This is a genomic window from Halorubrum sp. SP9, assembly GCF_005435015.1.
GTDB classification, from domain to species: Archaea; Halobacteriota; Halobacteria; order Halobacteriales; family Haloferacaceae; genus Halorubrum; species Halorubrum sodomense.
In genome coordinates, this window is the sequence record NZ_SGXU01000010.1 from 65937 (window position 1) to 78250 (window position 12314).

At 71.4% G+C, this 12314-nt stretch carries 15 protein-coding genes and 1 tRNA gene; 7 read left to right on the top strand and 9 right to left on the bottom strand.

From position 1 onward, the window contains the following. The first annotated feature begins 133 nt into the window (after positions 1-133). Positions 134-205, top strand: a tRNA-Ala gene (locus EXE45_RS07910). A gap of 52 nt (positions 206-257) precedes the next feature. On the opposite strand, the gene EXE45_RS07915 is transcribed toward EXE45_RS07910, so the two are convergent. Beyond that, positions 258-869: a metallophosphoesterase gene (locus tag EXE45_RS07915; protein ID WP_137694000.1), complete on the bottom strand. Its 612-nt coding sequence runs from the start codon at positions 867-869 to the stop codon at positions 258-260. Positions 870-991: 122 nt separating this feature from the next. Here EXE45_RS07915 and EXE45_RS21690 point away from each other — a divergent pair, with 122 nt between their 5' ends. Next, positions 992-1120, top strand: coding sequence for a hypothetical protein (locus EXE45_RS21690; protein WP_255510257.1), 129 nt, complete (start codon positions 992-994; stop codon positions 1118-1120). Positions 1121-1225: 105 nt separating this feature from the next. Then, entirely contained in the window at positions 1226-2518 is a 1293-nt protein-coding gene (locus EXE45_RS07920; protein WP_137694001.1) for an MFS transporter, read from the top strand. Between the two features lie 101 nt (positions 2519-2619). On the opposite strand, the gene EXE45_RS07925 is transcribed toward EXE45_RS07920, so the two are convergent. The 4 genes from EXE45_RS07925 to EXE45_RS07940 form a co-directional block, all read right to left on the bottom strand. Continuing rightward, positions 2620-3054 (bottom strand): hypothetical protein, encoded by a 435-nt coding sequence (locus tag EXE45_RS07925; RefSeq protein ID WP_137694002.1) that lies wholly within the window; start codon positions 3052-3054, stop codon positions 2620-2622. A 96-nt stretch (positions 3055-3150) separates the two neighbouring features. Next, positions 3151-4452: a ribonuclease catalytic domain-containing protein gene (locus EXE45_RS07930; protein ID WP_137694003.1), complete on the bottom strand. Its 1302-nt coding sequence runs from the start codon at positions 4450-4452 to the stop codon at positions 3151-3153. 62 nt (positions 4453-4514) lie between these two features. Continuing rightward, positions 4515-5348, bottom strand: a complete 834-nt coding sequence (locus EXE45_RS07935; RefSeq protein WP_092920682.1) for a hypothetical protein — start codon at positions 5346-5348, stop codon at positions 4515-4517. 37 nt (positions 5349-5385) lie between these two features. Beyond that, complete coding sequence (locus EXE45_RS07940; RefSeq protein ID WP_137694004.1) at positions 5386-5790, bottom strand: hypothetical protein; 405 nt, start codon at positions 5788-5790, stop codon at positions 5386-5388. A gap of 134 nt (positions 5791-5924) precedes the next feature. On the opposite strand from EXE45_RS07940, the gene EXE45_RS07945 reads away from it, so the two are divergent. Next, positions 5925-6407 carry a cation:proton antiporter regulatory subunit gene (locus EXE45_RS07945; protein ID WP_092920684.1) on the top strand — a complete coding sequence of 161 codons (483 nt, stop codon included), beginning with the start codon at positions 5925-5927 and terminating at the stop codon, positions 6405-6407. A 61-nt stretch (positions 6408-6468) separates the two neighbouring features. Continuing rightward, a complete protein-coding gene (locus EXE45_RS07950) occupies positions 6469-7704 on the top strand; it encodes a cation:proton antiporter (RefSeq protein WP_092920685.1) in 1236 nt (411 codons plus the stop codon). Between the two features lie 336 nt (positions 7705-8040). Here the strand turns inward: EXE45_RS07950 and EXE45_RS07955 are convergent, their stop codons facing one another. Both EXE45_RS07955 and EXE45_RS07960 read right to left on the bottom strand, forming a co-directional pair. Beyond that, the gene (locus EXE45_RS07955) at positions 8041-8343 is read right to left on the bottom strand and encodes a DUF5789 family protein (protein ID WP_092920686.1); all 303 of its coding nucleotides are present in this window, start codon (positions 8341-8343) and stop codon (positions 8041-8043) included. Between the two features lie 266 nt (positions 8344-8609). Next, positions 8610-9785 carry an aminopeptidase P family protein gene (locus EXE45_RS07960; RefSeq protein WP_137694005.1) on the bottom strand — a complete coding sequence of 392 codons (1176 nt, stop codon included), beginning with the start codon at positions 9783-9785 and terminating at the stop codon, positions 8610-8612. 93 nt (positions 9786-9878) lie between these two features. Between EXE45_RS07960 and EXE45_RS20395 the strand changes: the two genes are divergently transcribed. Further along, positions 9879-10052 (top strand): hypothetical protein, encoded by a 174-nt coding sequence (locus EXE45_RS20395; protein ID WP_199233601.1) that lies wholly within the window; start codon positions 9879-9881, stop codon positions 10050-10052. An 88-nt stretch (positions 10053-10140) separates the two neighbouring features. Continuing rightward, complete coding sequence (locus EXE45_RS07965) at positions 10141-10371, top strand: hypothetical protein (protein ID WP_092920688.1); 231 nt, start codon at positions 10141-10143, stop codon at positions 10369-10371. Between the two features lie 9 nt (positions 10372-10380). On the opposite strand, the gene EXE45_RS07970 is transcribed toward EXE45_RS07965, so the two are convergent. Next, the gene (locus EXE45_RS07970) at positions 10381-10734 is read right to left on the bottom strand and encodes a glyoxalase (RefSeq protein ID WP_092921314.1); all 354 of its coding nucleotides are present in this window, start codon (positions 10732-10734) and stop codon (positions 10381-10383) included. Between the two features lie 68 nt (positions 10735-10802). Further along, the gene (locus EXE45_RS07975; protein WP_137694006.1) at positions 10803-12236 is read right to left on the bottom strand and encodes a tRNA(Ile)(2)-agmatinylcytidine synthase; all 1434 of its coding nucleotides are present in this window, start codon (positions 12234-12236) and stop codon (positions 10803-10805) included. Between the last annotated feature and the right edge of the window lie 78 nt (positions 12237-12314).

Genomic DNA, 12314 nt, shown 5'->3' on the forward strand with positions numbered 1-12314 from the left:
CCCGTCGGTGCCGGTCGGCTTCGCGGCGTCTCCGGTGACTCCCCGAACCGGTTCGGTTCCCGGATGTGAGCGTCTCCCGCACCGGTCAGCGAAAGGTAAGGTACAAATACGAACGGGGATTGATTCGTGATGAGGGCTCGTAGATCAGTGGCAGATCGCTTCCTTCGCAAGGAAGAGGCCCGGGGTTCAAATCCCCGCGAGTCCACTTCTTCACTCCCTTCGGTCGTTCAGTCGTTCCCTCGCGTGGTCCCACTCGCTCACTCCGTTCGCTCGCGGGACCCCCGCGAGTCCACTCCGCTTCCCGCGGAGTTCTGCGTCGACAGCGCGTTCTCTGCGGCGGTTCGATCCGGGAACCGCTCACCGAGGGCCAGGTAGTCGACCAGCCTATCGAACGCCAGCGGACGGTAGTCCAGCAGTTCGACGGAAAAGTTCACACGGCGGGCGTCGTGGTCGATGAAGGAGAACCGATCCGGCCAATTGTTGTGGTGGTGGCCGTGGAGTGTCCACCCCTTCGGGTTCGACGGCCCGTCTGCCGGGTCATGGACGGCGTGGAACGGGACTCCGCGATGCTCGAAGCGGCACTCCTCGACGAACTGAACCCCGTCTAACCGCTCCAGTATCGTCCCGTCGTGGTTCCCGATGAGGAAGACGAGCTCCCCGTCGAGTTCGTCGAGCCGGTCCAACAGGGCTCCCGCTGAATCCCGGATCGTCAGGTCGCCACCGTACAACACCTCGTCAGTCGGATCGACGACGCGATTCCACCGCTCGACCAGCGTCTCGTTCATCTCCTCGACCGAGCCGAACGGTCGATCGCAGTAGCCGATGACGTTGCCGTGGTCGAGGTGGAGATCGGAGACCAGGTAGTCCATCGAATATCGACGCTTCTCACTGACCGCGCTTCAGCGTGACGACCAGCGGCCGATCGGCCGGCTTGCCGTTGCTACCTCCCGGACCCAGTCCGCTTATATACCCCGAGTAAGTTTGGCGACGTATGGGCGTCTCCGAGATACTCGAGGGCACGAACCTCACGCACCGTCAGATGGGGGCCATCATGGTCGGGTGGATCCTGCTGGTCTCGATCGTCGCCGTCGGCCTGCTGCTGTACACGTCGTCGCTGTAGGCTCCCCCGCAGTGGCCCCGCCGGCCCGCAATCGTCCCCGGACTCTCGGCAACCGCGGCGGCTACCCCGGAGGTTATCAGCGGACCCGCCGAACCGTCGGCTCACATGGACGCCGCCGAGCGACGGATCGTCGGGTTCACCGCGGGATCGCACGGGCTCGTCCACACCTACGAGCTGTCGATCCCGATTCTGCTGACGGTGTGGATCGGGGAGTTCTCCACGACCGCCGCCGCCCTCGGCGTCGTCGTCACCCTCGGCTACGGGCTGTTCGGGGTCGGCGCGCTCCCGGGCGGCATCCTGGTCGACCGGTTCGGGTCGAAGCCGCTCATCCTCGCCTGTCTCACGGGGATGGCGGGGTCGTTCCTCCTCGTGAGCGTCGCGCCGACGCTCCCGGTCCTCGCCGTCGCCGTCGCGTGCTGGGGGCTCACCGCCAGCGTCTACCACCCCGCGGGGCTGTCGCTGATCTCGAAGTCGATCGACCGGCGCGGGACCGCGCTCGGCTACCACGGGATCGGCGGGAACCTCGGGATCGCGCTCGGCCCGCTGGCGACCGCGCTGCTGCTCCTGGCGTTCGACTGGCGGCTGGTGACTGCGGCGCTCGCGCTGCCCGCGGTCGTCGTCGCCGCGTACGGCGTCACCGTCGACGAAACGGGGAGTTCGGCCGAAGCGGGGAATGTGACCGACGCGGAGAATTCGGCCGAAGCGGGGAGTTCCGACGGCGGGGCGTCGTCCGGCGGCACGAAAGGCGAGGTCTCGCTGTCGTCGATCGCGACGGACACGCGCGCCCTGCTCGCCGGCGGCTTCCTGATCGTGTTCGCGTTCGTCACGTTCAGCGGGCTCTACTACCGGACGTTCCTCACGTTCCTCCCTGACCTCCTCGGCGACGCGCTCGGCGGCCTCGTCGACCTCCGACTCGTCGACCCCGACAGCCCGTACGCCGACCAGTTCGACGTGGGCCGCTACCTGTACGTCGCGGTCCTCTCGGTCGGCGTGTTCGGACAGTACCTCGGCGGTCGGATCGCCGACCGCGCGGCGCCGGAGCGGGGCCTCATTGCGGTGATGGCCGCTCTGTCGCTGCTCGCGCTGCTCTTCATTCCGGCGACCGACGCGGTCGCGACGTTCGTCGCGGTGTCGCTCGCGCTCGGCGTCGCGCTGTTCACGGTCCAACCGCTCTCACAGGCGACGGTCGCCGCCTACTCCCCGAGCGAGGCGCGCGGCCTCTCCTTCGGCTACACGTACGTCGGGATCTTCGGGATCGGCGCGCTCGGTTCCACGCTGGCCGGGACGGTCCTGACCCGCGCCGGACCCCGAGAGCTGTTCGTCGTCCTGGCAGGTATCGCGGCGCTCGGCTCGCTGTCCGCGACCGCTGTCACGCGGTTCGCGACGCGACGGGACTGAGCGGACCGCCGGCCGCGTCGCCCCCCGCTCGACCCGACGGCGGCCCGGCGTTCGCGGGCGCTCGGATCCGGCGGCGGTATCTGCGACGACCCCGGGATCGGTCACGACTCGTCGTCTGCGGTCTCGTCGTCGTCTGCGGTCTCGTCGTCCGCGGTTTCGTCGTCCGCGGTTTCGTCGTCTGCGGTCTCGTCGTCTGCGTCGGCGTCCCCCTCGGACTCGACGTCGATCCTCACGGGCCCCTCGTCGGACTCGGCGCCGTCCGGCTCGGACCCGTCTGACCCGTCGGTGGCTCCCGAATCACGTCTCTCGTCGGCCGCCGACTCCAGTTCGCTGACGGCGTAGCCGACCGCGTAGCCGGTCGACCCGCCGAGGAACGCGCCGATCCCGGCGCCGACCGGGCCCCCCCGGGCGCCGAGGACCGCGCCGGTGAAGCCGCCGAGCGTCGCCGCGCGCTCCGCGTCGCGCTCGGGGTCGCCGGTAGGTTCGAGCGCGCCCTTCCCGTGTCGGTCCGCGTCGGTGTGTTCGTGGCCGGTCATACCGGTCGTTGCGGCCGAGCGGGTGTATATGTCTCGGCGCGTCGCGTCTCGCGGGCCGGCACGGTCGGCCTGCTACCCGACCCCGGCCGCGAGAGGCTACGCCGTGTGCTTCGCCGCCTCGGAGTCCTCGACGACCTCGACGCCGCGGTTGTTGACCGCGTGCGGGTCGAGCCCCTGCTCTTCGAGGAACTGCTTGTAGAGCCGCTCGGCGGTCTCGCCGTCCTTCTGCTTGTCGCTGGCGCGGTCGCAGAGTTCGACGAGGGTCTCGGGCACGTCGTTCTCGTGGACGATCCAGTGGTTGATCGTGTCCGACAGCCGGCGGATGGGCGAGGTGAAGTGCCCGTAGATGTCGAAGTTGAGCGCGTGGTGGCCGCCGAACGGGTCGTTCATGTACTTCGCGCGCGGCATCACCTTCAACACGGCGCGCTGGATCTTGTTGAGCTGGCGCTCTGGCGACTCCTCTAAGGCGGCGTTGACCGCCTTCCGCGGGTCGTCGCCCCACGCGTCGCCGGGGATCGAGACGCCGTCGAGCTCCTGGATCTCCTTGAGCGCCTCGTTCCACTGCTCGGGGGTGGGCTGCGGGTGGACGCGGTACATCGCCTCGACGCCGCGGTCCCACATCAGGGTGTGCGTCACCGCCTTGTTCGCCTTCAGCATCGACTCCTCGATGATGGTGTGCGCGCGGTCGCGGCGCGGGTTCAAGACGAGCGAGCCGTCCGCCTTGCGCTGCTCGTGCATGCGGTCAGCGAGCTCGAAGGCCAGCTGATTCTCCTCGCCAAGCGGCAGATCGGGGTCTTCGAGCCGCTCTTCGCACTCGGAGTAGGTGAGCCGTTCGTCGGAGTTGATCACGGACTTGTAGATGTCGATGTCCTCGAAGGAGAGCGTCTCCTCGTCGATCTCCATCTCGACGGTGTGTGCGAGGCGGTCCTCGTTCGGGACGAGCGAGCAGACGGTCTCGGCCAGCACCGGCGGGAGCATGTGGATCGTGTAGTCGGGCAGGTAGACGGTGTTGGCGCGCTCGACGGCCTCCTCCCACATCGCGGTGTCCGGGGTGACGTAGTGGGTCACGTCGGCGATGTGGACCCACAGCCGGTAGGCGCCCTCCTCGCGCTCGATGGAGATGGCGTCGTCGAAGTCCTGCGCGTCGACCGGGTCGGTGGTCCAGGTAGTGAGGTCGCGGAGGTCCTCGCGCTCGTCGATCTCGGCCTCGATCTCCTCGTAGACGCCCTCGGTCCGGGCCTCCGCTTCGCGGAGCACCTCGCTCGGGAACTCGTCGCGGATCTCGAACTCCTCGAACAGCTCCTCGCGCTTCTCGGCGAGTCGGTCCGCGAGCGCCGGCGTGATCGTCACGGGGCCCTGGTCCTCGGCGGACCCGGGCTTCGGCTCGTCGTCTGACATACCTCCACCAACGCGGGTCCGTTAGAAAGGCCTGTCGGGCGGGACGAACCCCGTATCGAACCTCAGACGAGCGCCGCGACCACCGGCGACAGCGCCACCGCCGCGACGACGAGCATGACCGCGCCGCCGCCGATCGGAACCGCCGACGCGCCGACCAGTCGGAGCGCGGTCCGCCGCGGGGTCGCGTCCGCGACGACGAACGGCGACCCGTCCGCGATCCGCGATTTCACCTCCCCGACGGGCGCGTCCGGGAACGCCTCGGCGTCACCGACGACGGTCACCTCGTCGCCCGGCCGGAGCGTCCGCTGGAGGTACCGGCGTCGGGGGTCGTCGCCGATCGTGACCGGTCCCACCTCGTACCCCGTCTCCGTGGCGTCGACCTCGTCGACCGCGTCGACGAACCCTCGGACGCGCTCCGGCGGCTCCTCGTCGGCGTCGACCTTGATCTTCTCGTCGACGTCGAGCGAGAACGCCGCCGCCGCGGGGTCGACTCGGATCCCGGTCCCGCCGTCGTCGACGCGGAACGGGACGCCGGCCTCACCCCCGTCGATCGTGACCCACGACTGCCCCTCTCCCTGGCTGCGGAACTCCGAGACGTCGTAGTCGACGCAGAGGGCGGGATCGCCGCCGAACGGTGCGGGAAGCGTCTCGTCGTCGATCGCGGCGGCTCGTCCCGTGATCCGCACCGCTCGCTCGTCGCCGTCGAGCCCGGCCGGACCCGTCGTCGTCGCTCGGAGGACGCCGACCGCGTCGACGGTACCGCTCGCACCGCGCGCGAGGAACACGAGTCCGAGGGCCAGTGCGCCGACGCCGATGGCCGTCGGAACGGGGTCGGCGGCGTCGATAGCGGTCGAAACGGGGCCGGAAGCCGCGGCTACCGCGTGGAGGGCGTTCATGCGTACGAGCCGGGGTACCGGTCCCCGACGGGTAGCATTATCGGTCGCGGTCGGAGCGGTCGCGGTCGGAGCGGTCGCGGTCGGAGCGGTCGCGGTCGGAGCGGTCGCGGTCGGAGCGTTTCCGGTCCGACCGCCCTCGGGTGTCGGCCTCGTCGGTCCGGTCGTCCGCGTCGCCCGCGACCGCGTCCGCGTAGCGGTCGAGGAACTCCTCGGTGGTGAGTCCGTCCGCCTCGATGGAGCGAATCAGCGATTCGAGCCCGTCGCGGGGCTGGTGCGATATCTCGTCGTCGCAGTCGGTACAGAGGTACTCGAACTCCTTGTCGCGCCGGCTCCAGCGGTCGCCCTCCTTGTCGTACTCGCGGGCGTCTTCCCGTGCCACCGAGTCGCCGCACGCGATACAGACCACCGTTTGCCGGTCTCGACCCCCCCGGGAGCGCCACATACCGATCCACTTTCTCTCGCCCCACTTAGCGTTTGGTGCGCGGCCGACGCTCGGCTGACGGGACCCGCCGACCGCTGACGCGGGTCCGCCGGCGAGAGGTGTAGACATATTACCGTGGGCTCTCTGGTCTCGGTATGACGGTCACCGAGTCCGACCTCCCGGGGGTCGGCAAGAAGTTCGAGATCGAACTGGGCGGCGGCGAGGAGATGATCGTCGTCATCCACAACACCGGCAAGCGAGAGGTGTTCCGGCGGACCGATCCGGACGCCGACTCCGAGAGGGCGTTCGAGTTCTCCGACGACCTCGCCCGGACCATCGGCTCGATCATCGAGGGGGCGTACTTCCAGCCGGTCGAGCCGGAGACGCAGGAGACGACGCTGCCGGGCGGCGTCCTGTTGGAGTGGTACGAACTCCCGCCCGGGTCGCCGCTCGTCGGCGAGACGCTCGAGAGCGCCGACATCGGCAACCGGACCGGGCTCGCCGTCGTCGCCATCCAGCGCGGCGACGAGGTGCTCGACAGCCCGGGCGCCGAGACCACCCTCCGCGAGGGCGACACCCTCATCGGAGTCGGCACCCGCGAGAACTGCGCGGCGTTCGAAGCGATACTCACCGAATGACAGGCCGGCACGGCGCCGCCGGTTTCGGCGTTACGGTCCGCCCTCCCGGAGGTGACCGGTAGTGGCGCTGCTCGACGTCGGCGTCATGTTCGCCGCGGTCGCGGTCGCCGGCTGGCTCGCGAACCGCCTCGGGCAGTCCGTGATCCCCGCGTACATCCTCGTCGGGATGCTGGTCGGGGAGTTCGTCCTCGGACGGGTCGCCCTTCCCGCCGTCGGCACCGTCTACGTCCCCGAGACGGAGTTCATCGCGCTCGGCGCGGAGCTCGGGATCGTCTTCCTCCTCTTCTTCCTCGGCCTGGAGTTCAACCTCGACCGACTGCTCGGTCGGTGGCGCCCGATCGGGACCGCGGGAACGATCGACCTGGCCAACTTCGGGGTCGGACTCGTCCTCGGCTGGCTCGTCTTCGACGCGTTCCTCCCGGCGTTCCTGGTCGCCGGGATCGTCTACATCTCCTCGTCGGCGGTGATCACGAAGTCCCTCATCGACCTCGGCTGGATCGCCAACGACGAGGCGGAGCCGCTGCTCGGGACCCTGGTGTACGAGGACCTGTTCATCGCCGTCTACCTCGCGGTCGCGTCCGCCTTGGTGCTCGGCGGCGGCGACGTCGCCGCGGCCGCGACCGACGTGGGCATCGCGGTCGGATTCATCGTCGGCCTGCTCGGCGTCGTCCGGTTCGGCGCCCCGCTCTTCGACCGGCTCGTCGCGACGGACAACCGGGAGTTCGTGGCGCTGCGCGCCGTGGCGGCGGTCGTGTTCGTCGCCGGCGCGGCGCTCGCGCTCGGCGTCAGCGAGGCGGTCGCGGCCTTCTTCGTGGGAATGGCGTTCTCCGCGACGGACCGGGCCCACGCGATCGAGACGATCCTGGAGCCGGTCCGCGACCTCTTCGCCGCGGTGTTCTTCTTCTGGATCGGGCTCGTCACGGACCCCGCGCTGTTCGCGGACGTCGCGGTGTTCGTCGCGCTCGCCGTGGTCGTGACCACGCCGACGAAGGTCGTCACCGGCTACCTCGCGGGGCGGGCGTTCGACCTCGACGTCCGGCGGTCGACGCGGGTCGGCCTCGGCATGACCACGCGCGGCGAGTTCTCGCTGATCATCGCGACGGTCGCGGTCACCGGCGCGGAGGCGGGCTCGTTCGATCCGGCGCTCGCGGGGACGATCAACGCGTTCGCGGTCGGCTACGTCCTCGTGATGGCGGTCCTGGGGACGACGCTGATGGGCTACTCCGCGCCGTTCGAGTCGATCGCGACCTCGTGGCTGGATCGTGGCGGAGCGGACGGCAGCGGGGCGGGCGGGTAGGAGTTCGGTGGCGGGGTCGTTTATCCATACGCAGTCGTCGGCGTGTCGATGGCCAACACCGGCAGCGGTCCGGTCACTCGGTTACAAACGGTGGTCAACGGATCGGCGGCGAACGCCGTCAAAGCGCCTCTGAGTTCCGCCCCGCACGGCCCCGCACCTCACGCCTCCCCAGCCTCGTCGGGCGACCGGAGCGGAGCGACGGTCGCCCGACTCCCTCGCACGCGCTGGCTCGCGGTCGCCGGAGGGCGACCGCTCGCAGGCGCGCGCCGACCGCCATCGTAACCGTCTCTCGTCGTCTCGGCTCCTGGATCTCGGTAGTGCCGTCGCGCTCGACGCCTACTCGGTCGCGACCGGGCCGCGGCCGACGACATCCTCGACCGCCTGAACGAACTCGCTCCGGCTCTCGAAGAGGGGGACCTCGCTCTCCGCGAGCACGTCGTCGAGCGTGCGCGCGCCGTCGGGCGTCCGGAGTTCGGCGTCGCCCTCCTGTTCGCGGACGTCGCTGCGCGTCGCGGGCCAGGTGAGCCGCGACGCGACGCGGGCGACGGGCTCGCCGGCCACGTCCGGCCCGTCCCCGAGCTCGACGGCCGGCTCCGCTTCGGCCTCCTCGTCCGCCTCGTCCGAATCGGTGTCGCTCATGCCCCGCGGTTCCGCTCGGGCGACACTAATGGTTTCGATGCCGTTCGGGGGTCCGCGGGGGCGCAGCCGCGAGGCCGCCGCCGGCTCGGTCCGACACCGAGAACACACCCGAAATAATCCGGTAATACTGTTATATTATCCGGGCGTAATTTCCGGTTGGGGGCGCAGGCACACGACTCCCGCACTCGCGTGTCGAACGCCGACACGCCGGTCTCCGCGCTTTCCGCCGACTCGACTCCGTCGCGAACCGCTTCGCCTATCTCCCGTCACTCCCATCCGCGGTCGGTCCGGTTCAGCCGCTCGCAGCCGTCCTCGGTGACGACCACGAGGTCCTCGATCCGACAGCCGAAGCGCCCGTCGAGGTAGATTCCGGGCTCGACGGAACACACCATTCCCGGTTCCAGCGGGCGGTCGTTCCCGGCGACGAGGTAGGGCTCCTCGTGGACGTCCAGCCCCACGCCGTGGCCGGTCCGGTGGACGAACGCGTCCCCGTGCCCCGCCGCCTCGATCACGTCGCGCGCGGCGCGGTCGACGGCCGACGCGGGGACCCCGGGCTCGACCGCCTCCACGCCGGCCGCCTGCGCCTCGCGCACGACCTCGTGGACCTCCGCGTACGCCTCGCTCGGCTCGCCGCCGAAGACGAGCGTCCGCGTCTGGTCGGAGGGGTAGCCGTCGACGCGCGTCCCGAAGTCGAGGACGACCGGCTCGCCAGCCCGGATCTCGCGGTCGGCGTGCCCGTGGTGGGGCTTCGCGCCGTTCTCGCCGGCCGCGACGACCGTCTCGAAGCTGACGCCGCGCCCGCCGCGCTCGGTCAGTCGCTCCGCGATCCGGTCGGCCAGGGCGGCCTCGGTCATGCCGACGGCGTCGGCGCCCAGCGCGCGGAGGTCGCCGACGACCGCGTCCGCGACCGCGGCCGCCTCGCGCAGCGCCGCCAGTTCGGCCTCGTCCTTCCGGACCCGGAGGCCGGCGAGCGCCTCGCTCGCGAGCCCCCACGTCGCGTCGGGCGCCGCCGCGCGGAGGTCCTGCGTGAACCGCGCCCACATCGTGTCGTCGACGAGCAGCCGCCCGGCGTCGAGCCCCCGGTCCGCGAGCAGGTCGCGCGTCGCCGCGACCGGGTCGTCGCCGTCGCTCCACGTCCGCACCTCCGCGACGCCCGTCGCCTCCCGGACCTGCGTCTCGTACAGCGCGGGCACCAGCAGCGCCGGCTCGGGGTCGGCCGCGCTCGCGGCCGGCACGACGAGGAAGAAGTGCCGCTCGCCGGGCTCCTCCGCGAAGCCGGTGAGGTACTGGAGGTTGCGGCTCGGGAACGCGACCAGGCCCGCCGCGTCGACCTCGTCCAGCCGTTGCGCGGCCCGCTCGCGTCGCCGCTCGGACGGTCGAGTCGGCTCCCTCTCCTCCGCCGCCCCCTTCGCCGGCCCTCCCGCGTGTGCGTCGTCGGTCACGCGCCGGAATTCGGTCTCGATATATAAGTAGGATGGCGTTGACGTGGCCGCAAGCGGCGCATAACTAGGGCGGATCGGTCGCTCCGAGACAGTATGTCGACCGAGAACGCCGCGACGTTCGACTGCCCCGACTGCGACGTGCGCGCCCCCTCGACCTCGGTGCCGTACGACTCGCTCGGCTACGTCGTCTGCCCGGTGTGCGGGTACGCCGCCACGCCGGCCCCGGAGCGGTCGTCGAGCGCCGAGCGGTCGCCGGCGGGCGACTGACTCGGCCGCGACCCGCCTCGCCGAACTCGGCGCCGCGCCGCGGCCTCGGAACCGCACCGCTTTAGCCGCGGGGCGCGTCCGCCCGGGTATGAGCTGGTCGCTGGAGCGCGACGACGGCACGGTCACCGAGTGGGAGCGGTCGGACGGGTACGCGACCGTCAGGCTCCGCGAGCGCGCGGCGGGCGGCTTCGTCGTCCGCCTCGACGTGATGGAGCAGGCGGCCGACGAGTCGGCCTACGAGCGCGTGCGGTTCGACGACCGAGACGCGGCCGAGGCGCGGGCGACCGAGTGGCGCGAGGCCCGCGCCCTCGACGAGTAGCACGCGCGGCTACTCGATGTCGACCGCGTCGTTAAGGAAGACCTGACACTCGACGGTCCGCCCTTCCGGATCCTCGGCGAAACACTGGTATATGTCGTACGTCTCGTTCTCCCGCGGCTCCGTCACGACCGCGTCGCCCAGCCGACCGGCGGCGGCGTCGACCCCCTCTCGGTCCGGGTAGACGAAGGTGAGTATCCCGCAGTCGTCGGCCTCCTCACGCTCGCAAAACCCGAACAGGAACCCGTCGAACTCTAAGATCGTGCAGTCGGGCTGTTCGAGCCGCACGGTCGCGTTCAGCCGCTCGCGGTAGAACTCGACGACCGCGTCGCGCCGCTCCGTCGCGTGGAAGACGATTCCGGTCACGTCCGGCCGCTCGGGCGGCGACCACTTCATCGCTCCGGGCGGGCGTTATCGCTCCGGGCGGGTCCGCGTCACCGCTCCGGGTGCGTCGGCGCGTCGAACCCGCCGCGGACGAGGGGCTTCGCGACGTGGCGGCGCGCGCTCGGCGGCACCTCGTACCAGCCGACCTCGAGGTCGCGCTCGATCGGTTCCGCGACCTTCCCCGGCGCGCTCGTGCCGCAGTCGCGACACCGGTACCCCTGCCCGCTCCCCGCCGAGGACATCGACCGCCCGCAGTCGGGACACGTCGGCACCGCGGGCGCCGTTCGGACGAGCTCGCGGACGGCGAACTTCTCCAGCTTAAGCGTGCTCTCGGGCCCGTCCGCGTCGTCTCGCACTTCGTGTTCTCGCACCTCGTGTTCGCCGCAGAGGGTGACGCGGTCGCCCGGCCGGAGCGCGCGCACCCGGTCGCGGAACCGCCCCGTGGGCGCGAACGCGACGGCGCGGAGGGTGTCGCGGTCCGCGGCCGGACCGCCTTCGCCCGTCGCGGCCGCGACGTCGACGTGGACGTGCCCCCCTTGTTTCGTCTCCGGCGCGCTCGCCACCACGCCCGCGACGCGGTAGCCAGCGCCGTCGCGGAGGCCCCCGATTCGCCCGGGCGCGAGGTGGGCATCGGTGCCCTGGTTCGTCAGGAACGTCGCGGCGCGGTCGACCGTTTCGCCGTCGATATCGGCCGCGACCTCGCGACACGCGGTCGCATCGTCGCCCCGGATACCGTAGAGGATCGGCCCGGGGGCGTTGGGGACGCAGACGGCGGCGCCGGTCTCGCGGTCGACGGTGTCCCAGACCGTCGGGTACCCCTCCTCGGCGGCGGCGAAGACGCTCTCGACGTCGACCTCGCGGGGCGTCCCGCAGCGGTCGAGCTCGCGGTAGGCGATCCGCTCGAACGTCCAGTCGTCGAACGCCGCCGGCGCGCCGACCGCCGCGAGCGCGCCGATCCGCCCCCGTCCCGCGACGGCCTCCGCCTCGGCATCGTCCCTCTCGCCCGCCCCAGCATCCACCTCGCCCGCCCCGCCCGCCGAGCCGACCGCGGCGTGTCGGAACCCGTGTTCGTCGGCGAGGTCGACCGCCTCGGCGACGGAGAGCCGCTCGCGGAGCGCGCGGTGCGCGAATCCGGCGACCGCCTCCGAGATCGGCTCCCCGGTCGGGTCGAAGGGGTCGCCGTCGACGTCGCGGTCGGCGACGACGATGCCGGGGGAGGTCCGGGGGTCAGCGGCCGCGGCGAACTCCTCGACCGTCTCGACTGCGAGGGTCGCGGCCCGCTCCGCGTCGACGCCGGAGACGTGGAGCGCGACCGCGGCGTTCCCGCGCGTCTTGTGCTTCACGGCCGGGTTCAGGCGCACGAGCAGCCGTCGGCGGACTCGGCCCCCGTCGTCCGCGAGCCGCTCCGCGATCCGCGTCGCGACGTACGTCGTGCACATCCCGCGCTCGCGGGAGTCGGTGTCGTCGACGGCGACGATCGGCATGCGACGCGGTTCGTGGCGGCGGGTCAAGCCCCTTTCGAGGGCGGCCGGGAGGTGTCCGCCGACCGCGAAGGCGCTCTC